The following is a 22,206-nucleotide window of genomic DNA, read 5'->3' as shown; positions in this document are numbered from 1 at the left end:
GCCGCGCTCCCCCGGCGCTCAGCCCGCGCCGCCCTCCCCCGCGGCCGCGCTCCCGCCGAGGCCGGTCAGCTTGTCCGGGTTGCGCAGGACGTAGACGCGAGCGACACGGCCCGCCGAGACCTCCAACTGCACCACCGTGTCCGGCGCTCCCGCCACCAGCACCAGCAGCGACGCCACACCGTTCAGCTCCAGGAAGCGCAACTCGGCTCCCCGCGCCCCCTGCTGGGCGATGGCGGCGACGAACCTGCCCACCTTGTCGGCGCCCTCGATGACCCGCAGCGGCCCCTTCGCCTTGCCGCCGCTGTCGCCCACCAGCGTGGCGTCCGGCGCCAGCAGGCCCACAAGCCCCGCCAGATCGCCCTCGACCGCCGCCGCCACAAAACGCTCGGTCAGCTCCCGGCGCTCGGCCGGGTCCACCTCGTAGCGTGGCCTGCGCTCGGCGACATGCGCCCTGGCCCTCGCCCCGAGCTGCCGCACCGCGGCCTCGCCCCGTTCCAGGGTGACGGCGATCTCGGAGTACGGCAGCCCGAACGCCTCACGCAGCACGAACACCGCCCGCTCCAGCGGGGAGAGCGACTCCAGGACCACGAGGACGGCGAGGGAGACCGTGTCGGCGAGCACGGTGCGCTCGGCCACGTCGGGCACCGTGCGGTCGAGTTCGGTGGCGAGCGGCTCGGGCAGCCAGGGGCCCACGTACGCCTCACGCCGCGCGGCGACATGCCGCAGCCGGTCGATCGCGAGCCGGGTGGTGACCCGCACCAGATACGCGCGCGGGCTGCGCACCTCGCCGGTGTCCGCCGCTGACCAGCGCAGCCACGCCTCCTGCACGACGTCCTCCGCGTCCGCGACACCGCCCAGCATGCGGTACGCCACCCCCATCAGAACGGGGCGGTGCTGCTCGAAGACGTCGACTGCGGTATCGGTTCCCACGGCCCCCATCCCAGCTCACCGGCGGGCCGCTGTCCAGGCGGGGCGCCCCGCGCCTGGCACCGCGCGGGCGGGGCCGACAGGGTGGCCGCGACGGTTGTTCACCCGCGGTTCGTGTGCGCGTGGCACCGCCGCAGTAGGTCTTGGCAGCGCACAGGACCCGCGGCGCAGCACCGCGCGCCCCGTCCTGAACCGTCGATGGAGGAGTATCCATGGCACACCTTCCGCCCCGTCAGCTCCCGGGCCGCCGCAGCGTGCTGCGCGGCTCCGTCGTCGCGTCCGCCGCGCTCGCCCTGCCCGGGGTCGCGGCGGCGGCCCCCGCCCTGGCGCTGTCCGGGCGGCCCGGAGCGGCATGGGGCGTGCAGGCCGGGGACGTCACCGCGCACTCGGGTCTTGTCTGGGTGCGCTCCGACCGGCCCGCGCGGATGGTCGTGGAGACCTCCGCGACCGAGTCGTTCCACCGCCCGCGCGTGTGGCGGGGCCCGCTGCTCGGCCCCGACACCGACTTCACCGGCAGGACCCAACTCCACGGACTGCCGGGGGGCGAGCAGATCCACTACCGGGTGCGCCTCGCCGACCCCGACGACCCCCGGCGCACCGGGGAGCCCGTCAGCGGCACCTTCCGCACCACCCCGACGAAGCGCGGCCGCGGCGTGCGGTTCCTCTGGTCGGGCGACCTCGCGGGCCAGGGCTGGGGCATCAACCCCGACCGCGGCGGCTACCGGGTCTTCGAGGACATGCGGCGCCTCGACCCGGACTTCTTCCTGTGCAGCGGCGACAACATCTACGCGGACAACCCGATCCCGCGGACCGCGACCCTGCCCGACGGGCGGACCTGGCGGAACATCACCACCGAGGAGAAGTCGAAGGTCGCCGAGACCCTGGACGAGTTCCGCGGCGCCTTCCGCTACAACCGGCTCGACGACAACCTGCTCCGCTTCTCCGCGCAGGTGCCCACGATCATGAGCTGGGACGACCACGAGGTCCACAACAACTGGTACCCGGGGCAGATCCTCGACGACGACCAGTACACCGTGAAGGACGTCGACGTGCTCGCGGCACGGGCGCGGCGGGCGTTCAGCGAGTACTTCCCGATCTCCACCCTGCCGCCCGGCGACCCGGAGGGCCGGGTGTACCGGGTAATGCGGCACGGGCCGCTCCTCGACGTGTTCGTCCTCGACATGCGCACGTACCGCGACGCCAACTCGCCCGACCGGCAGCCCGACGACCACCAGGGCATCATGGGCGCCGCCCAACTGGCCTGGCTCAAGCGGGAGCTGCGCAGGTCGCGCGCGGTGTGGAAGGTGATCGCCGCCGACATGCCGCTGGGGCTCGTGGTCGTCGACGGACCCGAGGACTTCGAGGCCGTCTCACAGGGCGACCCCGGCGCCCCGCTCGGCCGCGAACTCCAGGTCGCCGAGCTGCTGCGGTACATCAAGCACGAGCGGATCACCGGCACCCTGTGGCTGACGGCGGACGTGCACTACACCTCGGCGCAGCACTACGAGCCGTCCCGCGCCGCGTTCAAGGACTTCGAGCCGTTCTGGGAGTTCGTGTCGGGACCGCTGTCCGCGGGCGGCTTCCCCGGGGTGGCGCTCGACGGGACCTTCGGGCCCCGCCAGGAGTTCATCAAGGCGCCCACGCAGTCCAACGCGTCCCCCGACGAGTTCCCGCAGTTCTTCGGCGAGGTCGACATCGACGGGCACAGCGGCGACCTGACGGTGCGGCTGCGCCAGGAGGGCGGCGAGGTGCTGTTCACGAAGGTGCTGCGCCCCGGGCGGGTCGGGCAGTAGCGGCGGGCGGGGCGCCGGTACGCGGGGTTGGCGCCGGGGGCGGGCTCAGGGCACGAGCGGCGCGACCTCCTGTGCGGTGAAGCGGATGAACCCCTCCAGGTCGGGTTCGTCGGGCGTGGTCTGGAGAATCACGCTGTCCGCTCCGGCGGCGGCCAGCATCCGTACGGCCGCCGCGACGGTGGCGGCGTCGCCCGCGGCGGACGCGCCCGGCGCCGTGTCGCCCTCGCGCTCCAGCTCCGGGGCGAGCCGTTCTGCCGCGCCGTGGCCCGTGGCCGTGTGCAGGTAGACGGTGATCAGATGCCGGTCGGTGCGGCCGGCCGCGGCGCGGCCCTCGTCGACGAGGCGGCGGGCGCGCCGCACCCCGTCGGGCGTGGTGCCCGCGGTGAGCACCGTGCCGTCGGCGGCCTCCCCCGCGAGGCGCAGGGTGCGCGGCCCCGTGGCGCCGGTGAACAGGGGCGGCGCGGCGGGCGGCGGCCAGTCGAGGGCGACGCCGTCCAGGGACACGTACCGGCCGCTCATGGTGACGCGCTCGCCGCGCAGCAGGGCGCGCATCGCGTCCAGGTGCTCGCGCAGCAGCGTCAGCGGGGAGGCGGCGCGCGCCCCGACCTGCCCCATCCAGTCCTGGACGCCGTGCCCGACGGCCAGCACGACCCGCTCGGGGAACAGCCGGTACAGGGTGGCGGCCTCCATGCTCGCGAGCGCCACGTTCCGCAACGGCACCGGGAGCAGGCCGACTCCGACACGGACGGTGCCCGTCGCGGCGAGCGCGGCCGCGGCGCTCGCGATGCCGCTCTCCAGGAAGCAGTCCTCCCACAGCCACAGCTCCTCAAGGCCCGCGGACTCGGCGGCGCGGGCGGCGGAGAGAAGTCGTTCGGGCGGGAATTGGGGTCGGAACACGACACCAAGGGCAGTCATGGGACCATTCCTATAGGCCCGGGCCGGGCCGCCACAACACCTCTGGGGGGAGGGTGGGGCAAATGCCGCCTTTAGGACCGTTCCGGCGCTCGCGAGCACCAGAACAGACCTCACAAACCAACCGGAATGCCGCTTTACCCATCAGTCACACACCGTTTGTGACCAGGCAACACCCCTGGTCCACTGTGAGTGGCATGAGATCGGACATGTACGAGGTGAGCCGAAACCGGCACGGCCGTCCCGCGCACCACTGGCGCCGGGACCTGGTCGAGCTGGCCGCACTCTTCGCCGCGGTCGCGGTGGCCGACGCGGTGGCCAACCTGGTGGGCCACGGCCCCGACGGCCCCGCGGTGCTCGTGGGCTCCGCCGCCGCGCTGGCGGCCACGGCGGGCTTCCACACATGGTGGGCACGGCGCCACGGCCATCCGCCGTCCCCACCGGGCCCCGGCGCGCCCGGTGACGCGCCGGGGAGGCCACGCGGGCACGGCGGCGCCGAGGGCACGGGCACGCTGTGGCGGCTGCGGACCACGGTGCGCGACGAGCCCGGTTCGCTGGCCGCGCTGAGTGGGGCGCTCGCCGGACTCGGCGTGGACATCCTCAGCCTCCAGACGCACCCGCTGCCGTCCGGCACGGTCGACGAGTTCCTGCTGCGCGCCCCCGGCGCCGTGACGGCCTCGGAGATCAGCCGTACGGTCGCGGCGGCCGGCGGCCGCGACAGTTGGACGGAGCGGGTCGACGCGCACGACCTGGTGGACGCGCCGACCAGGGTCATCGCCCTGGCCACCCGCACCGCGCTCGACCCGGCGGAGCTGCCGCTCGCGCTGCGCGGGCTGCTGGGCCGCTGCACCGTGCGCTCGCTGCCCGCGCCCGACGCCGTGGAGGTGCCGCCCGAGGGGCGGCTCGACGGCACGGTGCTGCGGCTGCGGGCGCCCGACGGCGGCACGATCACCGTGGAGCGGCCCCATCTGCCGTTCACCCCGGCCGAGTTCGCCAGGGCCAGGGCGCTGGTGGAGCTGGACGCGCGGCTCGGTCCCCGGCTGCCGCACGGGCACGACGTGGTGGCGCTGCCGAAGGGCTCGGCGGTGACGCTGCGACGCGCGGGCCAGGGCGACCTGGAGGCGGCGCGGGCGCTGCACGCCCGGTGCTCGGAGCGCACCCTGCGGCAGCGCTACCACGGGCCCGTCCAGGACGCCGACCGCTATCTCGACCACCTCCTCAGCCCCCGCTTCGGGCGCACCCTGGCCGCGCAGACGCCCTCGGGGCGGATCGTGGCGCTCGGGCACCTGCTGTGGGACGGCGACGAGACGGAGGCGGCGCTGCTCGTCGAGGACGACTGGCAAGGGCGCGGCATCGGCGGCGAGTTGCTGCGCCGGCTGGTCGCGACGGCGGCCGACGAGGGCGCGGAGGGGGTGTACGCGGTCACCCATGTGTCGAACACCGCGATGGTGTCGGCGATGCGGGGGCTCGGCCTGCCGCTCGACTACCAGGTGGAGGAGGGCACCCTCGTGGTGACCGCACGGCTCGACGGCGCCTCCGTCGCCCCCGGGGGCGGGACGCAGGGCGAAGGACCGGCGACGCCTCCGGCGGGCTGAGCCCGGCACGCGCGGCGGCGGGGGCCGACTGGCTCCCCGCGCCGCGCGGTGCCGTCGGCACGGGGTCGCCGAATAGTGGTGACGCGGCGCCCCGCCTCGTATGAGGATGGCCCCATGCCAGAGACCAAGATCACGCTTCCCCGTCAGGTCGCCGACGCGTACGTCGACGAGTACTGCGCCATCGATCCGATCATGGGCACCTACATCGGCGAGCGGGAAGCCTCGTCGAGACTGCCCGACTACTCGCCCGACGGGCAGCAGGCCAGGGCCGCGCTCGCCCGGCGCACCCTCGGCCTGCTGACGGAGGCGGAGCGCGCCCCGGGCGGCGACAGCGACATCGAGCGGCGCTGCGGGCGGCTCCTGCGGGAGCGGCTGACGTCCCAGCTCGCGGTGCACGACGCGGACGAGCACCTGCGCGCGGTGTCCAACATCATGTCGCCCGCGCACGACGTCAGGGAGGTCTTCACCCTGACGCCCACGGAGACCGACGAGGACTGGGCGGCCGTCGCCGAGCGGCTGCGGGCCGTCCCCGCGGCCTTCGACGGGTACCGCGCGTCGCTGGCCCTCGGCCTCGAACGCAAGCTGCACGGAGCCCCGCGGCCGACCACGACCTTCGTCGGGCAGCTCGGCGAGTGGCTGGACCCGACGGGCAGCGGCCGCAGTTGGTTCCAGGAGTTCACCGCGCCCGCGCCTGAGGCGCTCCGCGGTGACCTGGACGCGGCCGCGGGGGAGGCCACCGCCGCGGTGGCGGCGCTGCGCGACTGGGTGCGCGACGTGTACGCGCCCGCCGTCGAGGGCTCCCCCGACACGGTGGGCCGCGAGCGGTACGCCCGCTGGTCGCAGTTCTTCAACGGCGCCGACGTGGACCTCGACGAGGCGTACGCCTACGGCTGGTCCGAGTACCACCGGCTGCGCGCCGAGATGGGCACCGAGGCCGCGAAGGTGCTGCCCGACGCCTCGCCCTGGGAGGCGCTGGCCCACCTCGACACCCATGGCACCCGTGTCGAGGGCGTCGACGAGGTACGGGGCTGGCTCCAGGACCTGATGGACGAGGCGATCGCGGCGCTCGACGGCACCCACTTCGAACTCGCCGAGCGGGTACGGCGCGTGGAGTCCCGTATCGCGCCGCCCGGCAGCGCGGCCGCGCCGTACTACACGGCGCCGTCCGAGGACTTCTCCCGCCCGGGTCGCACCTGGCTGCCCACCATGGGCAGGACCACCTTCCCGGTCTACGACCTGGTGTCGACGTGGTACCACGAGGGCGTGCCGGGGCACCACCTCCAGCTCGCGCAGTGGGCGCACGTCGCCGCCGACCTCTCCCGCTACCAGGCCACCGTGGGCGAGGTCAGCGCCAACTGCGAGGGCTGGGCGCTCTACGCGGAGCGGCTGATGGACGAGCTGGGCTTCCTCACCGACGCGGAGCGCAGGCTCGGCTACCTCGACGCCCAGATGATGCGGGCGAACCGCGTCATCGTCGACATCGGCATGCATCTGGAGCTGGAGATCCCCGGGGACTCGCCGTTCCACCCAGGGGAGCGCTGGACGCCCGGTCTCGCGCAGGAGTTCTTCGGCGCGCACAGCAGCCGCCCCGCGGACTTCGTGGAGAGCGAGCTGACCCGGTACCTGTCCATGCCGGGGCAGGCCATCGGCTACAAGCTGGGCGAGCGCGCATGGCTGCTCGGCCGCGAGAACGCACGCCGCCGCCACGGCTCCGGCTTCGACGCGAAGCGGTGGCACATGGCGGCGCTCTCGCAGGGCTCGCTCGGCCTCGACGATCTGGTGGACGAGCTGTCCCGGCTGTAGGCCCTGTCCTGCCGGTCTTCGCGGGGCCGCGACGCCCGGGGCGGGACGGCCGGGTCCACGCGGGCCCACCGCCCCGGGCGGCGGGGTTCGGGAGTTCCGAACCCCTGACTCGGGTGTCTCCCCCATCGCCGCTCCCACCTGCGGCTTCGTACGGTCGGGGGGACCGCGTGAACCCGACAGGGAAGAGGCCATCGCCGCCATGGACGCCGTCCTCGAAATGGAGCACGTCAGCAGGACCCACGGGCGCGGACGTCGCGCCGTGCACGCGCTGCGCGACGTCCACACCCGTCTCTACCCCCACGCCCTGACGGCCGTGACGGGGCCCTCGGGCTCCGGGAAGTCGACCTTTTTGCTGTGCGCGGCCGGGCTCGACCGGCCGACGTCGGGCACGGTGCGCCTCGCCGGGCGTGAGGTCAGCGCGATGCGGGAGCGCGAGCTGACCCGGCTGCGGCGCGCCCGCATCGGCTTCGTGTTCCAGTCGTTCAACCTGCTTCCCACCCTCACCGCGCAGGAGAACGTGCTGCTGCCGCTGCGCCTCGACGGCAGGCGCCGCGACCCGGCGAGGGCGCGCCGCATGCTGGCCCTCGTCGGCCTCGACGGGCGCGCCGACGCCCGTCCCGGCGAACTCTCCGGCGGCCAGCAGCAGCGGGTGGCGATCGCCCGCGCCCTCATCACCGAGCCCGACGTGGTCTTCGCCGACGAGCCCACGGGCGCCCTGGACCAGGAGACCGCGGCGGAGGTGCTGGGGCTGCTGCGCGACGCCGTCGGCTCGTACGGGGCGACGGTCGTGGTGGTGACGCACGATCCCGCGGTGGCCGCCCGCGCCGACCGGGTGCTGCGGCTCGCGGACGGGCGGCTCGCGCGGGACACCGCACGGGTGGCGGCGTGAGCGCCACCGCCTCGCTCGCCGCGGCCTCGGTCAGGGCCCGCCCCTCGGCGTTCGCCGGGACCTTCGCCGCGCTGGTGTTCTCCGGGGCGGTCGTCACGGCCTGTGTGTCCGTCGCGGTGTCGGCCGCGGGCGCCCCGCCGGTGGACGGGGACACCGGACTGTCCGAGATGGGCGTCGGCTTCAGCCTCGTCAGCGTCTATCTGTCGGTCTTCGTCATCGCGCAGGCGGTGTCCCTTGCCGTCGCGCAGCGCCACCGGGAGAGCGCGCTGCTGCGGGCGGTCGGCGCCGAGCCGCGGCAGATCCGCCGCATGGTGGCGGCCGAGGCGCTGGCCGCGGCGCTGCTCGCGCTGCCGGTCGGCTACGGCCTCGGGGCGCTCCTGGCCGAGGCGTGGTTCAGGGGCATGGACCGGCAGGGCCTCGTGCCCGAAGGGGTGGTGCTGCACATCGGGCTCTGGCCACTGCTCGCGGCCTTCGGGGTACTGCTGGTCTCCTCGCAGCTCGGGGGGCTCGCGGGGGCCTGGCGGGCGTCCCGTACCAGACCGGCGGCGGTGCTGACCCGCAGTCAGGTGCAGGGCGGGGAACGGCCCGGTGCGGTACGGGGGCTGGCCTCGCTGGTGTTCCTCGGGGGCGCGGTGGCGCTCACGGCCGCCGCGGGGGCGGGCTCGGCGGAGGACGCGGGGTCCGAGATCCCGCTGGTGCTGCTGGCGTACATGGTCGCCATCGGGCTCGCGGGGCCCTGGATCGGGAGGCTGGCGACGGCGGTCGCGGCGCCGCTGCTGCGGGGGTGCTGCGGGGTCGCGGGCGAACTGGCCGTCGCGGGCAGCAGGGCGCGCTCGCGCCGCCTCTCCTCGGCGATCACCCCGATCGCGCTGGTGACCGCGTTCGCGGTGGCGAAGCTGGTGTCGCTGACCGGGTCGGGCGACCCCGCCTGGATGGACGTCTTCGGCACCCTGCTGTACGCGGGCTTCGCCGGTCTGGTGGCCGCCAACACGCTGGTGATGCTGACGCTCGAACGGCTGCGGGAGTTCTCCCTGCTGCGGGTGGTCGGCGCGGGCCGCCGGCGGATCGTGGCGGTGGTGCTCGCCGAGGGGGCGATCACCGCGCTCGCGGGGGCGGGCGCCGGGGTGTTCGCGGCCTGTGCGGTGATGGTGCCGCTCGGCCCCAAGACGGGCACCCCGCTGTCCGGACTGCCCGGCTGGGTCTGGGCGGTGTCCCTGTCGGGCTGCGCGGCGCTGGTGTGGACCGCGTCCTGCGCGCCGCTCGGCCACCTGCTGCGGGTGCGCCCGCTCGCCGGTCTCGCGCGGCGCAGCGTGTGAACGCCCCGGCGCCTGCGCCGCCGCGCGACGGCCGCCGGGCACCATGGGACGACACGACGCGAAGGAAGCACACCCCTCCCATGCCCCCCAAGACCGCCGGGCGCCGCCCCGGCCCCGCCATGTTCCTCGGCACGCCCCGCGAGGCGGCCTACGCGCTGCTCGCACCGGTGCCCGGCATCGTCTGCGGTGTGGTGCTGCTGGCCCTGCTCGCCCTCTCGCTGGTCGCCTCCGTCACCCAGGTCGGGCTCGCCCTGCTCGTCGGGGTGCTCGCGGCGGCGCGGGCGACCGGGGCGCTGCACCGCACGCTGCTGCGCGGCCTGCTCGGCGAGCACATCCCGGCGCCGCGGCCGCGGCCCCGCGCGGGGCGCGGGTTCGTGCGGGGGCTGCGGGCCGTGGCCACCGACGGGGACGGGTGGCGGGCGGCGGCGTTCACCGTCGCCGCTGTGCCGCTCGGCGCCCTCCTCTTCGCGGTGTCCACCGCGATGCGGCTCTACGGTCTCGCCGCGCTGACGTATCCGCTGTGGTGGCGCGCGGTCGAGGAGGACGGCAGGCGCGGGGTCGGCTTCGCGGGCGACGCCCGGCTCGACACCTGGCCCGCCGCGCTGGCGACCGCCGCGGCGGGGCTCGCGGTCCTCGTGTTCGCCGCCTGGTCGACGCGGGGGCTGCTCGCCCTGGTGGTCCGTCCGATGGCGCGGGCGCTGCTGGGTCCCGGGCGCCTGGACGAGCGGGTGCACGTGCTGGAGGAGACTCGGGCGCTGGCGGTGCAGGACTCCGCGGCGACGCTGCGCCGTATCGAGCGCGATCTGCACGACGGCGCCCAGTCCCGGCTCGTCGCCGTCGCGATGGCGCTGGCCAGGGCGGAGGACCGGCTGGCCGACGCGCCGGGCGACGCGCCGCAACTGGTGCAGGGCCGCGCACTCGTGGCCGACGCGCTGGCCGACTCGCGTACCGCCATCGCGGAACTGCGCGACCTGGTGCGCGGCATCCACCCTCCGGCGCTCAACGACGGCCTCGACGTGGCCGTGGGAACCCTGGCGACCCGCGCGGGGCTGCCCGTGACCACCCGCTTCGACCTGCCGAGGCGTCCCCCCGAGGCCATCGAGTCCATCGCCTACTTCTGCGCGGCCGAGCTGATCACCAACGCCACGCGGCACGCCGGGGCCTCCCGGGTCGAGGTCGCCGCGTACGAACGGGACGGCGTGCTGCACCTGGAGGTGCGCGACGACGGACACGGCGGGGCGCGCGCGGGCAGGGGCGGCGGGTCGGGGCTCGGCGGCCTCGCCCAGCGGGTGAGTACGGTGGACGGCCGACTGCTGATCGACAGCCCCGACGGCGGCCCCACCACCGTCACGGCACGACTCCCCCTCGGATAGCCAGGAGGCCGACCATGCGCATCGTCATCGCCGAGGACGCCGCCGTCGTACGCGAGGGCCTTGTCGGGCTGCTGCGCGAGCGGGGGTTCGACGTGGTGGCCGCCGTCGCCGACGCGCCCGCGCTGCTCGCCGCGGCCGAGGAGCACCGGCCCGAGGCGGTCGTCGCGGACGTCCGGATGCCGCCCGACCTGCGTGACGACGGGCTGCGGGCGGCCCTCACGCTGCGGGAGCGCCACCCCGGGCTCGGGGTGCTCCTCTTCTCCCAGTACGTGGAGACGCGCTACGCCGACCGGCTGGCCGCGACGGGCCTTGCGGGCTTCGGCTATCTCCTCAAGGAGCGCGTCGTGGACGTGGCCGACTTCGTCGACGCGCTGCGCCGGGTGGCCGCGGGCGGTACGGCGCTCGACCCGGAGGTGGTCTCGCACCTGCTGGCCGCGCGCCCGGCACGCGGCGGCCTCGGCGCGCTGACCGCCCGCGAGCGCGACGTCCTCGCCCTGATGGCCGAGGGCAGGACCAACACCGCGATCGCGGCGGCCCTCGGGGTCTCCCTGCGCGCGGTCGAGAAGCACACGGCGGGCATCTTCACAAAGCTCGGGCTGCCCCGCACCGAGGAGGGCCACCGCAGGGTGCTCGCGGTGCTGCGCTACCTCGGCTCCTGACCCGGCGCGCCGCGTCAGCCGCGCACGCCGTGGTGGCGCACCGAGGAGCCGTCGCGGCCCTTGACCACTTCGAGCCGGGTGTGGACGCGGCGGCGCAGGTCGGCGACGTGGCTGACGATGCCGACGGCGCGGTCGCGTGCGCGGAGGGTGTCGAGGACGTCGAGCACCTCGTCGAGCGTCTGGTCGTCGAGGCTGCCGAAGCCCTCGTCGATGAAGAGGGTGTCGAGGCGGACGCCGCCCGCCTCGTCGGTGACGACGTCGGCGAGGCCGAGGGCGAGCGCGAGGGACGCGAAGAAGGTCTCGCCGCCGGAGAGGGTGGCGGTGTCGCGCTCACTGCCCGTCCAGGCGTCGACGACGTGCAGGCCGAGTCCTGAACGGCCGCGCCCCGCCCGGTCGTCGGAGTGGACGAGGGTGTAGCGGCCCGAGGACATGTGCCGCAGCCGGGCGGATGCGGCGTCCGCGACCTGTTCGAGCCGGGCCGCGAGGACGTACGACTCCAGGCGCATCCGGCGTTCGTTCTCCGCCGAGGTGCCCGCGGTGAGCGCGGCGAGCCGGGCGACGCGGTCGTGCCGGGCGCGTACCGGCGCGAGGGCGCGCGCGGCGTGGGCGGCGGCCGCGGAGAGGCGGTCGAGGTCGGCGCAGCGGCCCAGCGCCGCGTCGTGCGCGGAGGCGGCGGAGCGCAGGGCGGCGGCGGCCCGGTCGGCGGCGGCCTGGGCGCGTTCGGGCGCGGCGCGCGGGCGGGCCGCGGCGTCCTGGGTGTCGGGCTCGGTGAGGACCGCGCGTACGGCCGCGTCCTCCTCTGACCTGGCGTCGACGCGGCGCTGGAGCGCGGCGTGCCGCTCGGGCGTGAGCAGGGCGTCGGCGGCGGCGCCCGGGGTGTCGAACCCGGCGCGGTAGGCGGCGTCCGCGAGCCGGGCGTCGGCGTCCTTGAGGCGGGCCGCGGCGTCCCGGGCGGCGCGGGTGGCGTCGGCTGCGGCGGTGAGGAGTTCGGCGCGGCGCTCCAGGAGGCGGGCGTGGCGGTCGATGCTGTCGGCGCCGCCGCGGGCGCGCTCCACCTCGCTGTGGAGGCCGGTCCGCTCGGCCGTGAGGGCGTCGCGGAGCGCGGCCCGCGACGCGGCGCGGCGCTGGGCCTCCTGGCGGGCGGCGGTCCTGCGGTCGTGCTCGCGCTCGGCCTGGTCGCGTGCCTCCTGTGCGGCGTGCAGGTCGCTCGCCGCGATGTGCGCGGCGCGGTGCTCATCGGTGAGCCCTGCGACGTCGGAGGCGAGCCGGTCGGCGGGCGTGTCGGACGCCTCCGCGGTGGCGGCGGCCAGCTCCTCGCGCAGCGCCCCGAGGCGCCGTTCGCACTCCTGGGCCTCGGCGTCGGCGGCGCGGTGGGCGGCGAGTGCGCGCTGCTCTGCCGCGGCGTCGACGTGTCCCGGGGTGCGGGCGGCGGGGGCGGGGTGCGCGGTGGCGCCGCAGACCGCGCAGGGGTGCCCGTCGGTGAGCTGTTCGGCGAGTTCGGCCGCGATGCCGCGCAGCCGGCGCTCCTTGAGGCCGAGAAGGTGCTCGTAGGCGGCGGCGGCCGTCTCGCGGGCGGTGAGCGCGGCGGTGCGGGCGGTCTCCGCGCGCTCGGCGAGGTCGTCGCGGCGGCGGGCGGCGTCGAGGCGGGCGCGGGCGGTGTCGAGGCGGGCGGCGAGGTGTTCCGCGCGTGCGACGCCCTCCTGTGCGGCGTCGATACGGGCCTGGAGGGCGGTGCGGGCGGCGTCCCTGCCCGCGAGCCAGTCGGCGGTCTCGTCGAGCAGGTCGTCGTCGGCGCGCTCCTGCCGGTCGAGCGCGGCGAGTTCGGTGCGTACGTCGGCGAGGCGGCGCTCCGCGCGGCGGGCGGCGGTGAGGGCGCCGAGTTCCTCGGCGACGGCGCGGGCGGCCGAAGCGAGCGACGCGGCGTCGGCCTCCGCGTGGGCGGCGGGGAGGGCGGCCCGTGCGGCGGTCTCGGTGTGGCCCGCGTGCTGGTGCTCGCGGTGGGCGGCGGCGCGCAGGTCGAGCGCGGGGGTGACGCTCTCGGCCTTGCGTGAGCGCTCCATGCGGCGCAGGTCGGCCGCGTGCTCGTCGGCGGTGGCGGCGAGGCGGGCGGCGCGCGCGGTGGCCTCGGCGTGGCGGCGCTGGAGCCGGTCGAGGCCCCGGGCGGTGTCGAGCGCGTCGTGCGCCGCGGTGTCGCGGGCGGTGCCGGTGTCGAGGGCGAGGCGGGCGGCGGTGCGCTGCTCGCGCGCGGTGGAGCGGGCGACGGCGGCCCAGCCGAGCACGGCGTCGGCGAGGCCAGGATCGCCCGGTGACCGGTCGGGCGGCGGCAGTTCGGCTGCGGGGCCCGCGGCCTGCTGCATCCGGTGCGCCTCGGCGAGCAGGGCGGCGTCGGCCTCGCGCACGGCGGCCTCCCCGGCGCGGCGGCGCTCGGCGAGGTGCGCCTCGACAGCGGCGAACCTGCCGGTGTCGAAGAGCCGTCCGAGCAGCTTGCCGCGCGCCTCGGCGTCGGCGCGCAGGAAACGCGCGAAGTCGCCCTGCGGCAGCAGCACCACCTGGCAGAACTGCTCCCTGCTCATGCCGAGGAGCTGCCCGATCTCCTCACCGATCTCCTGGTGCGAGCGGCTGACGTCGCGCCAGGCGCCGGTGGCGGGGTCGTGGGCGCGCAGCGCGGACTGGGCCTTCTCCGTGGTGGTGCCGCTGCCGCGCCGCTTGGGCCGCTGCCAGGGGGGACGCCTGGTCAGTTCGAGGCGCCGCCCGGCCACGGTCAGTTCGAGGCTGACCTCGGTGGCGGTGGTGGCGGGCGCGTGGTCGGAGCGCAGCGCGCCGCCCTGGCCGCTCTGCCGGGCGCCGGGCACGGAGCCGTAGAGGGCGTAGCAGACGGCGTCGAGCACGGAGGTCTTGCCCGCGCCGGTGGGCCCGTGCAGCAGGAAGAGCCCGGCGGCGGACAGGGCCTCGAAGTCGATCTCCTCGCTGCGGCCGAAGGGCCCGAAGGCGGTGACGCGGAGCCGGTGGAGTCTCATGGGGCCTCCCGCGGCGCCGGGTGAGGGGGTGTCATGGGGCTGCCGGTGCGGCTCACGGGGCGGCCTCCCTGGTGGCGCCGTCCGCGCGCACCGCCTCGAAGGCGGCCCGCAGCTCGGCGCTCTCCGCGGCGTCGGGGCCCGCGCCGCGCACATGGGCGAGGAAGTCCCCGGCGATCTGCCGGTCGTCGCGGCCCGCGAGGCGGTGCGCGTACGACACGCGGGTCTCGCCCGGCGGCCGGTCGGGCTCGAAGAGGAGGTTGAGCGTGTGCGGGAAGCGGCGCGCGAGGCGCGCCATGGGGTCCTTGGGGCGCACGGGGTCGGTGAGGGTGGCCTCCACCCAGGCGTCCTCGTGCCGGGTCAGGCGCTCGTCGGCGAGGAGGTCGTCGAGCCTGCCGCGGATTCTGGCGAGGGGCCTCGGCACGGGGCAGTCGATCCGCTCGGCGGTGACGGGGCCGCCCGGCGCGAGGTCGACAAGACACATGCTCTTGCGGTGGCCCGCCTCGGAGAACGAGTAGGCGAGCGGGGAGCCGGAGTAGCGGACCCGCCCGGTGATGGTCTGGGCGCCGTGGAGGTGGCCGAGGGCCGCGTAGTCGACGCCGTCGAAGACGCCCGCGGGCACGGCGGCCACGCCGCCGACGGTGATGTCGCGCTCGCTGTCGCTCGGCAGGCCGCCGGTGACGAAGGCGTGCGCGAGGACGACGGAGCCGGTGCCGGGGGCGCGGGCGGCGAGGTCGGCGCGCACCCGGTCCATCGCGGCGCCGAGGACGGCGGCGTGGCTGGCGGCTGTCACCCCGAACTCGTCCCTGACCAAGGCGGGTTCCAGATAGGGCAGGCCGTAGAAGGCGACCTCCTCGCCGGTGCGCGAGGTGAGGACGACGGGGGTGGCGCAGCGGGCGGGGTCGGTGCGCAGATGGACTCCGGCGCGGCCGATGAGCCCGGAGGCGACGCCGAGGCGGCGGGCCGAGTCGTGGTTTCCGGAGATCATCACGACCGGGATGCCGAGGTCCGCGAGGCGGTGCAGGGCGTCGTCGAACAGCTCGACGGCGGCGAGCGGCGGCACCGCGCGGTCGTAGACGTCGCCCGCGACGAGGACCGCGTCCGCCCCGCTCTCGCGCGCGGTGGCGACGAGATGCGTGATGAACGCGGCCTGGGCGTCGAGCATGCTCACCCGGTGGAAGCTCCGGCCGAGATGCCAGTCCGACGTATGCAGCAGCCTCATGATCCCCGACACTAGCGGGGAGGTCTGACAACGCTCCCCGCCCACCGGTCTCCCCCGTTCCCCGTGTCCCTTTGGCGACTTGGCGACCCCCGCTCCCCCGGCGTGGCGCGGCGTGGGGCCGCGGCGCCGGTGCCGGTCAGGTCAGGCGTCCCCGTAGGTCTCGCCGCCCGGCTCGCACACCGCCTCGCCCGCGGTGGCGTCGGCGAGCCAGGCGGTGAAGGCGGGGAGTTCGGCGTCCGGCAGGGCGATCTCCAGGGTGACGTCACGGGCGTAGCGCACGTCGCGGACGGTGCGGCCCGCCGCGCGCAGGTCGCTGTGGAGGCGCCCCGCGCGCGTGTGGCCGACGGTGACCGTGACGAGCCGGTAGCGCCTGCGCACGCGCGTGCCCAGGGTGTCGAGGGCCTCGCCGACCGCGCCCCCGTAGGCCCTGATGAGGCCGCCTGCGCCGAGCTTGACGCCGCCGAAGTAGCGGCTGACGACGGCCGCGGTGTAGCGCATGTCGCGGCGCAGCAGCATCTGGAGCATGGGCGCGCCCGCGGTGCCGCCGGGCTCGCCGTCGTCGCCCGCGCGCTGGACGGCGGCGTCGGCCCCGATGACGTAGGCGAAGCAGTGGTGGTGCGCGTCGGGGCGGGCGGCCCGTACGCGCGCGACGAGGCCGCGCGCCGCCTCCTCGTCCTGGGCGGGCGCGAGCGTGCACACGAAGCGCGAGCGGCCCACCTCGGTCTCGTGGACTCCCTCGCGGACCACGGTGCGGTACTCCTCCTGCATGGGGCCAGCGTAGGCGGCGCGGGAATCCCCGGGCGCCCGGCCTCGTTGGAGCGGGTGGAGCGGCAGTGGCGCGAGGGAGGCTGTGCGGTGTACGGAGACGAGGCGACGGTCCGCAGGATTCTGCTGGAGGGCGGGGACACCTGGGCGGTGGTGGGCCTGTCCACGAACCGCTCGCGGGCCGCGTACGGGGTGGCGCGGGTGCTGCGGGACTTCGGCAAGCGCGTGGTGCCCGTCCACCCCAAGGCGGAGACGGTGCACGGCGAGCGGGGTTACGCGAAGCTGGCCGACATCCCGTTCCCCGTGGACGTGGTGGACGTGTTCGTGCACTCCGCGTGGGCGGGCGCGGTGGCCGACGAGGCGCGGGAGATCGGCGCGAAGGCGGTGTGGTTCCAGCTCGGCGTGGTCGACGAGGCGGCGTACGAGCGCACCCGTGCGGTGGGGCTCGACATGGTGATGGACCGCTGCCCCGCCATCGAGATCCCGACGCTGCGCTGACCGTGCGGCGTGGCCCGGCGGCCGGGTCTCACTCGCCCAGTTCCTCGACGGTCCGCTCGTAGGTGCGCAGGGTGGTGACGACGAGCCGGCGCTCCGCGGGGGTGAGCGGGGCGAGGGCGCGGCGCCAGGCGAGGGCGCCGCGGGAGAGCCAGGCGCTCACGGCGGCGCTGCGGCGCTCGGTGACGCTGACGATGCGGCGCCTGCGGTCCGCCTCGTCCTCGCGGCGCTCCAGGATGCCCTTGCGGCTCAGCTCGCCCACCATGAGGCTCACCGTCGTGGGCGCGACCTCCAGGCGGCCCGCGAGTTCGTTGACGGTCATCGGGCCGTCGAAGACCAGGTACGCCAGCATCGACAGATGGCGGGGCGCGAGCGCGAAGGACCGCAGCTCCTCGGGCACGGGCATCCGCTTGGCCCTGCCGACGAGCCGGGGCATCAGCAGCAGGAGCGCCCTGACGTTGGCGTCCACGTCGGCGTCGGTCCCGGGCCCGTCCGCCGACGGGCCCTCCCGCCGTGCTGCCGCCATCGTGCGCCCTCCTCGCTGTCGCCCGCCCGGGGCCTGTCGGTCCGCGTCCACCGTAGTGAACGGGGCGGGCCCGCGGCCCCGGGGGCGCGCGTGCGGTCAGGCGCGTACCAGCTCGGCCACCAACTGGTCGCCGTCCGCGACCAGCTCGACGGGGCGCGCGCCGGGCCGGGTGAGTGCGGTGCCGCCCGCCGCGGTCAGGGCGGCGCGGGCGGCGGCCGGGTCGGGGACGGTGAGCCCGACGGAGCGGATGCCGAGCAGGTCGGGCGCGGGCCGCCAGGGTCCCGGCGCGGTGTCGGCGCGGAAGCTGAACACCTCGATGACGGTCTCGCCCGCGCGCAGGTAGGTGATGACGAAGCCGCGCTCGTCGGTGGCCCGGTGGTCGAGCTGGCCGAGGACGGGTATGCCGAGGGTGTCACGGTAGTAGCCGAGCGCGCGGTCGAGGTCGTCGACGGTGACGGCGACGTGGTCGAAGCGCGGGGTGCCGTCCCACCCGTTGTGCAGGCCGGCCTCCTCCTCGGCGACGAGGGCGGGCGACCACACCGGGTCGTACCGGAGCTGTCCCGCGACGAACTCCAGGTGGGTGCCGTCCGGGTCGGCGAAGAAGGCGATCCTGACGCCGCCCGCCGCGTCGAGCGGCCTGAGCCTGACGGGCACCCCGGCGTCCTCCAGCACGGCGAGGCGCGCGTCGACGGCGTCCACCTTCATGCCGAAGTGGCGAAAGCCCCGTTGGAGGTCGTCCGGGCTCCAGCCGCTCGGGGTGGCGTCGTGGCCCACCTCGACGAGTCTGACCGTGGCCGCGCCCGCCGCCATGACCAGGGTGTCGCCGCCGCTGCGGGCGCCGTCCTCGGCGAAGCCGAGGAGCCCTCCGTAGAACTCGGCTGCCCTGGTGAGATCGCTCACTCCGATCTCGACGTGCGACATGACGGCCATGTGCGCTCCTTCGTCCTCGTCCCCACCGCCGCGCGGCGCCGTACGGTCGTCCGGAGCGGCCGTCGCGGAAACGGCCGCCGCGGGCATTCTGCGCGGTCGCGCGTGGCGCCAAACGGAGTTGCGGCCGCGGAGGCCGAACCGGTGGGATTGACATATGGAGCAATCGCGTCGTGCGCATGCGTCCCAGGACCACCCCCTCTCCCCCGCCTCGCCGCCCGCGCCACCGCCCGGCCCCGGCGACGCCCCCGACTCGCTCGACCACCGCTACCGGGGCGAGCACCCGGTCCGCACCCTCGCCTACCTCTTCCGCCCCGACCGCGGCCGACTCGCCGTCGCGGCCGGGGCGTTCCTCGTCAAGCACAGCCCCGTGTGGCTGCTCCCGCTGATCACGGCGAACGTCCTCGACGTCGTGGTGAGCCACGGGGACGTGCGCCTGCTGTGGCTGAACGCCGGCGGGCTGCTGCTGATCCTGCTCCTGAACTACCCCCTGAACCAGGTCTACGTGACCTGTCTCGCCCGCAGCATCAGGCGCACCAGTACGGTGCTGCGCTCCGCGCTCTGCCGGCGGATGCAGCAGCTCTCGATCGGCTACCACTCCCGGGTCAGTTCGAGCGTGCTCCAGGCCAAGGTGGTCAGGGACGTGGAGTCGGTGGAGCAGATGGTGAAGCAGGCCGCGGACATGGGGCTCGCGGCGGTGATCACGCTCGCCGGTGGCCTGGTGGTGATCGGGCTGCGGGTGCCGGTGTTCCTGGTGGTGGTGCCGGCCGCCGCCGCCCTGGTGACGCGGCTGCGCGGCAGGCTGCGGACGCACAACGAGTCGTTCCGCCGCGAGGTGGAGCTGTTGTCGTCCCGGGTGGGCGAGATGACGAGCCTGATCCCGATCACCCGGGCGCACGGCCTGGAGAGCGCGGCGCTCGGCCGGGTGGACGGCTCGCTCCAGCAGGTGCTCGCCGCGGGCCTGCGGCTCGACCGGCTCAACGGCAAGTTCGGCTCGCTCGCCTGGATACTCCTCAACAGCCTCGGCGCGGTGTGCCTCTCCGGCTCCGCGCTGGTCGCGTACTACGGCTGGCTGCCGCTGACCGCGGGCGACGTGGTGATGCTCAGCGCGTTCTTCACGACGCTCACGGGCTCGGTGACCACCCTGCTGAGCCTCGCCCCGGTCCTCACCAGGGGCCTGGAGTCGGTGCGTTCCGCCGGTGAGGTGCTCCAGGCGCCGGACCTGGAGAGCAACGCGGGCAAGGAGCGGGTGGAACGGGTCGTGGGCCGTGTCGACTTCCGCGCGGTCGGCTTCTCGTACGGGGAGTCGGGCGCGGCGGTCAAGGACTTCACGCTGTCGGCGCGGCCCGGCGAGACGATCGCGCTGGTGCGGCAGGCGCTGGCGCGTCTCGTGGCGGGGCGCACGGTGTTCGTGGTGGCGCACCGCCTGTCCACGGTCAGGAACGCGGACCGGATCGTGGTGCTGGAGCGCGGCCGGATCGCCGAGGCGGGCACGCACACCGAGTTGATGCGCCGCGGCGGTGTGTACGCGGGGCTCCAGCCGGTGGCGTCGTAGCGGCGGGGCGGTCCCGCGCGGCGCACCGCCCGCGCGGGACGCGTCCGGGCACCGCGGCCCCGGCGGGAGTTGCCGGACCGGGTCTAGGTCGTGTCGTTTGGATCTTCGTGGACCAGGGTGCGGCGTCAGATGCTGGGGGTACCTCCCACGCCCTTCGGGCTGTGGGGGAGCATCGCAAGGCGGAGGATCGTCCTCGTACTGGGCGTACGTGGACGTTCCGACAACGCGGCGTGGGGGTACCTCCCGGCCGAAGGCTGGGGGAGTGCCGTAGCTGGCGTCGCACCCCCGCGAAGATCCAAACGACACGGCCTAGATGCCAAGGCCCTCCATGACGACGGCGCCCGGCAGTTCGGCCAGGGCCTCGCCGGGGACGATGAGCTTGCCGCGCCGCCGTCCGCTGCCGAGCAGGACGTACGGCAGCGCCACCACGGACGAGTCGATCAGCACGGGCCAGTCGGCGGGCAGTCCGACGGGGGTGATGCCGCCGTACTCCATGCCGGTCTCGCCGGTGGCGGTGTCCATCGGCGCGAAGGACGCCTTGCGGGCGCCGAGTTGCCGCCGTACGGCGCCGTTGACGTCGACCTTGGTGGTGGACGGGACCACGCAGGCGGCGAGCGTGGCGGCGCCACCGCGCTTGCCTGCCACGACCACGCAGTTCGCGGAGACGCCGACGAGGTCGGCCCCGTAGTGCTCGATGAACGCGGCGGTGTCGGCCCACCGGGGGTCGGAGTCCACCAGGATGAACCGGGCGGCCCCGACCTCGCCCCGCCAGCCGCGCACGGCGTTGGCGACGGGGGCCGCCAAGTCGTCGAGGCGGTCGGTGGCGGGGGCCGCGTCGTCGAAGTTTCCGAAGGGTGCCTGCATGGCGGCACGTTAACAGCGGCCCCCGGTCACGGCACCGGCGGCACCGACACGCACATGGTCATACGGACGGGCTCCGTGCCGTCGTTGCGGTAGCCGTGCGCCACATGGGCCTCGAAGACGGCGGACGAGCCTGCCGGTACCGGGTGCTCCGCGCCATTGGCGACCAGGGTCAGGGTGCCCTCGCGGACGTTCAGCATCTCCACGGTGCCCGGCGGGTGGGGGTCGGACTCGCTGCCCTCGCCCGGCATCAGCCACCACTCCCACATCTCCAGCGGGCCGCGCCTCTCGGTGCCGACGAGCAGCGTGCTCGAACTGCCCGCGTCGGTCGACCACATGCGCACCGTGCCGGCCGGGCCCACCACCCGCACCTTCGCGCTCTGGTCCTGGTCGAGGAGGGTGGTGATGCTCACACCGAGGGCGTCGGCGAGCTTCACGGTGGTGCCCACGCTGGGGTTGGTCCTGGCCTGCTCGATCTGGATGATCATGCCCCGGCTGACGCCCGCGCGGGAGGCCAGGGCGTCGAGGGTGAAACCGCGCTCGCCTCGCCAGTGCTTGAGGTTGCGGGCGAGTGACTGGGTGAGCTGATCGAGGTCCGACACATCCCCGTCCAATATTTTGGATGATAAGTTCAATGTACTGCACTACCGTGTGGTGCGCCCTGGTCAACCGCACTTTACTGCGAGGTCCCCGTGTCGACTGTGACCGTCCTGTTCGCCCTGGCGACAAGCCTGCTGTGGGGGTTCGCCGACTTCGGCGGCGGGCTGCTGACACGCAGGACCCCGGCGCTGACCGTGGTCGTGACCTCCCAACTGCTGACGCTTCCGGTGCTCGGCGGGATCGTGCTGGCCACGGGCGCCTGGCGGGAGGCGGACGCCCGGCTGTGGTTCGCGGTGGCGGCGGGCTTCGTCGGCCCGGTCGCGATGCTCTCCTTCTACCGGGCGCTCGCCCTCGGCCCCATGGGCGTGGTGTCGCCGCTCGGCTCGCTGGGCGTGGTGGTGCCGCTGGGGGTGGGCCTGGTGCTCGGGGAGCGCCCGGGGCTCGTCCAGGTCGCGGGGATCGCGGTGGCGGTGGCGGGAGTGGTGCTGGCGGGCGGGCCGCAGTTGCGCGGGGCGCCGGTGCAGCGGCAGGCGGTGCTGCTGACGCTGGTGGCCGCGGTGGGGTTCGGCGCGGTGATGACGCTGATCTCCCAGGCGTCGGGCACCGTCACGGGGCTCTTCCTCGCGCTGTTCGTGCAGCGGGTCTCCAACGTCGCCGGGGGCGGCACGGCCCTGCTGCTGCGCTCCCGCCGCGGCGCCCCACTACTGCCCGCCGGGGACGGCGCCCGGGTGCTGGTACGGGCGCTGCCCGCGCTGGCGTTCGTGGGCCTCGCCGATGTCGCGGCGAACGGCACGTACGCGCTGGCGGCGCAGCACGGTCCGGTGACGGTGGCGGCGGTGCTCGCCTCGCTGTACCCGGTGGTGACGGCGCTCGCGGCGCGCGGTGTGCTGCGGGAGCGGCTGGCGCGGGTGCAGGCGGCGGGCGCGGGGCTGGCGCTGCTGGGGACGGTGCTGCTGGCGACGGGGTGAGCGCCG

At 75.6% G+C, this 22,206-nt stretch carries 19 protein-coding genes; 10 read left to right on the top strand and 9 right to left on the bottom strand.

Annotated elements, in window-relative coordinates:
• Window positions 1-18 precede the first annotated feature (18 nt).
• Complete coding sequence (locus tag ACIBIW_RS07675) at window positions 19-930, bottom strand: RNA polymerase sigma-70 factor (RefSeq protein ID WP_399333084.1); 912 nt, start codon at window positions 928-930, stop codon at window positions 19-21.
• Between the two features lie 209 nt (window positions 931-1,139).
• Here ACIBIW_RS07675 and ACIBIW_RS07670 point away from each other — a divergent pair, with 209 nt between their 5' ends.
• On the top strand, window positions 1,140-2,720 hold the full coding sequence (locus ACIBIW_RS07670) for an alkaline phosphatase D family protein (protein WP_399333082.1): 1,581 nt from the start codon (window positions 1,140-1,142) through the stop codon (window positions 2,718-2,720).
• Window positions 2,721-2,765: 45 nt separating this feature from the next.
• Here ACIBIW_RS07670 and ACIBIW_RS07665 read toward each other — a convergent pair whose 3' ends face one another.
• Window positions 2,766-3,635: an LLM class flavin-dependent oxidoreductase gene (locus ACIBIW_RS07665; protein ID WP_399333080.1), complete on the bottom strand. Its 870-nt coding sequence runs from the start codon at window positions 3,633-3,635 to the stop codon at window positions 2,766-2,768.
• Window positions 3,636-3,829: 194 nt separating this feature from the next.
• Here ACIBIW_RS07665 and ACIBIW_RS07660 point away from each other — a divergent pair, with 194 nt between their 5' ends.
• The 6 genes from ACIBIW_RS07660 to ACIBIW_RS07635 all read left to right on the top strand — a co-directional run bounded on the left by ACIBIW_RS07660 (window position 3,830) and on the right by ACIBIW_RS07635 (window position 11,267).
• Window positions 3,830-5,227: a GNAT family N-acetyltransferase gene (locus ACIBIW_RS07660; RefSeq protein ID WP_399333078.1), complete on the top strand. Its 1,398-nt coding sequence runs from the start codon at window positions 3,830-3,832 to the stop codon at window positions 5,225-5,227.
• A gap of 114 nt (window positions 5,228-5,341) precedes the next feature.
• Window positions 5,342-7,030, top strand: coding sequence for a DUF885 domain-containing protein (locus ACIBIW_RS07655; protein WP_399333076.1), 1,689 nt, complete (start codon window positions 5,342-5,344; stop codon window positions 7,028-7,030).
• Window positions 7,031-7,229: 199 nt separating this feature from the next.
• The gene (locus tag ACIBIW_RS07650; protein ID WP_399333074.1) at window positions 7,230-7,919 is read left to right on the top strand and encodes an ABC transporter ATP-binding protein; all 690 of its coding nucleotides are present in this window, start codon (window positions 7,230-7,232) and stop codon (window positions 7,917-7,919) included.
• Window positions 7,916-9,235: an FtsX-like permease family protein gene (locus ACIBIW_RS07645; RefSeq protein WP_399333072.1), complete on the top strand. Its 1,320-nt coding sequence runs from the start codon at window positions 7,916-7,918 to the stop codon at window positions 9,233-9,235. Before ACIBIW_RS07650 ends, ACIBIW_RS07645 begins: the two co-directional genes overlap by 4 nt.
• A gap of 80 nt (window positions 9,236-9,315) precedes the next feature.
• Window positions 9,316-10,608 carry a sensor histidine kinase gene (locus ACIBIW_RS07640; RefSeq protein WP_399333071.1) on the top strand — a complete coding sequence of 431 codons (1,293 nt, stop codon included), beginning with the start codon at window positions 9,316-9,318 and terminating at the stop codon, window positions 10,606-10,608.
• A gap of 14 nt (window positions 10,609-10,622) precedes the next feature.
• On the top strand, window positions 10,623-11,267 hold the full coding sequence (locus tag ACIBIW_RS07635) for a response regulator (protein ID WP_399333069.1): 645 nt from the start codon (window positions 10,623-10,625) through the stop codon (window positions 11,265-11,267).
• A 14-nt stretch (window positions 11,268-11,281) separates the two neighbouring features.
• On the opposite strand, the gene ACIBIW_RS07630 is transcribed toward ACIBIW_RS07635, so the two are convergent.
• From ACIBIW_RS07630 to ACIBIW_RS07620, 3 genes are all read right to left on the bottom strand, one after another.
• Complete coding sequence (locus tag ACIBIW_RS07630) at window positions 11,282-14,284, bottom strand: AAA family ATPase (RefSeq protein ID WP_399333067.1); 3,003 nt, start codon at window positions 14,282-14,284, stop codon at window positions 11,282-11,284.
• Window positions 14,285-14,336: 52 nt separating this feature from the next.
• The gene (locus ACIBIW_RS07625) at window positions 14,337-15,503 is read right to left on the bottom strand and encodes an exonuclease SbcCD subunit D (RefSeq protein ID WP_399333065.1); all 1,167 of its coding nucleotides are present in this window, start codon (window positions 15,501-15,503) and stop codon (window positions 14,337-14,339) included.
• A gap of 141 nt (window positions 15,504-15,644) precedes the next feature.
• Window positions 15,645-16,271: an IMPACT family protein gene (locus ACIBIW_RS07620; RefSeq protein WP_399333063.1), complete on the bottom strand. Its 627-nt coding sequence runs from the start codon at window positions 16,269-16,271 to the stop codon at window positions 15,645-15,647.
• Between the two features lie 87 nt (window positions 16,272-16,358).
• On the opposite strand from ACIBIW_RS07620, the gene ACIBIW_RS07615 reads away from it, so the two are divergent.
• Window positions 16,359-16,766: a CoA-binding protein gene (locus ACIBIW_RS07615; RefSeq protein WP_399333061.1), complete on the top strand. Its 408-nt coding sequence runs from the start codon at window positions 16,359-16,361 to the stop codon at window positions 16,764-16,766.
• A gap of 28 nt (window positions 16,767-16,794) precedes the next feature.
• Here ACIBIW_RS07615 and ACIBIW_RS07610 read toward each other — a convergent pair whose 3' ends face one another.
• Both ACIBIW_RS07610 and ACIBIW_RS07605 read right to left on the bottom strand, forming a co-directional pair.
• A complete protein-coding gene (locus ACIBIW_RS07610; protein ID WP_399333059.1) occupies window positions 16,795-17,289 on the bottom strand; it encodes a MarR family transcriptional regulator in 495 nt (164 codons plus the stop codon).
• 96 nt (window positions 17,290-17,385) lie between these two features.
• On the bottom strand, window positions 17,386-18,219 hold the full coding sequence (locus ACIBIW_RS07605; RefSeq protein ID WP_399333057.1) for a VOC family protein: 834 nt from the start codon (window positions 18,217-18,219) through the stop codon (window positions 17,386-17,388).
• Window positions 18,220-18,373: 154 nt separating this feature from the next.
• On the opposite strand from ACIBIW_RS07605, the gene ACIBIW_RS07600 reads away from it, so the two are divergent.
• On the top strand, window positions 18,374-19,771 hold the full coding sequence (locus ACIBIW_RS07600) for an ABC transporter transmembrane domain-containing protein (RefSeq protein WP_399333054.1): 1,398 nt from the start codon (window positions 18,374-18,376) through the stop codon (window positions 19,769-19,771).
• 309 nt (window positions 19,772-20,080) lie between these two features.
• Here ACIBIW_RS07600 and ACIBIW_RS07595 read toward each other — a convergent pair whose 3' ends face one another.
• Together ACIBIW_RS07595 and ACIBIW_RS07590 are read right to left on the bottom strand one after the other, a co-directional pair.
• Window positions 20,081-20,635: a YbaK/EbsC family protein gene (locus tag ACIBIW_RS07595; RefSeq protein WP_399333052.1), complete on the bottom strand. Its 555-nt coding sequence runs from the start codon at window positions 20,633-20,635 to the stop codon at window positions 20,081-20,083.
• Between the two features lie 26 nt (window positions 20,636-20,661).
• The gene (locus tag ACIBIW_RS07590; RefSeq protein ID WP_399333050.1) at window positions 20,662-21,234 is read right to left on the bottom strand and encodes a helix-turn-helix domain-containing protein; all 573 of its coding nucleotides are present in this window, start codon (window positions 21,232-21,234) and stop codon (window positions 20,662-20,664) included.
• Window positions 21,235-21,333: 99 nt separating this feature from the next.
• Here ACIBIW_RS07590 and ACIBIW_RS07585 point away from each other — a divergent pair, with 99 nt between their 5' ends.
• Entirely contained in the window at window positions 21,334-22,200 is an 867-nt protein-coding gene (locus ACIBIW_RS07585; protein WP_399333990.1) for an EamA family transporter, read from the top strand.
• Window positions 22,201-22,206 lie beyond the last annotated feature (6 nt).

Source organism: Streptomyces sp. NPDC050560 (genome assembly GCF_044457285.1).
GTDB lineage: Bacteria > Actinomycetota > Actinomycetes > Streptomycetales > Streptomycetaceae > Streptomyces.
Note: the sequence above shows the minus strand (reverse complement) of the source record. Positions and strands in the feature narration are given on the sequence as shown.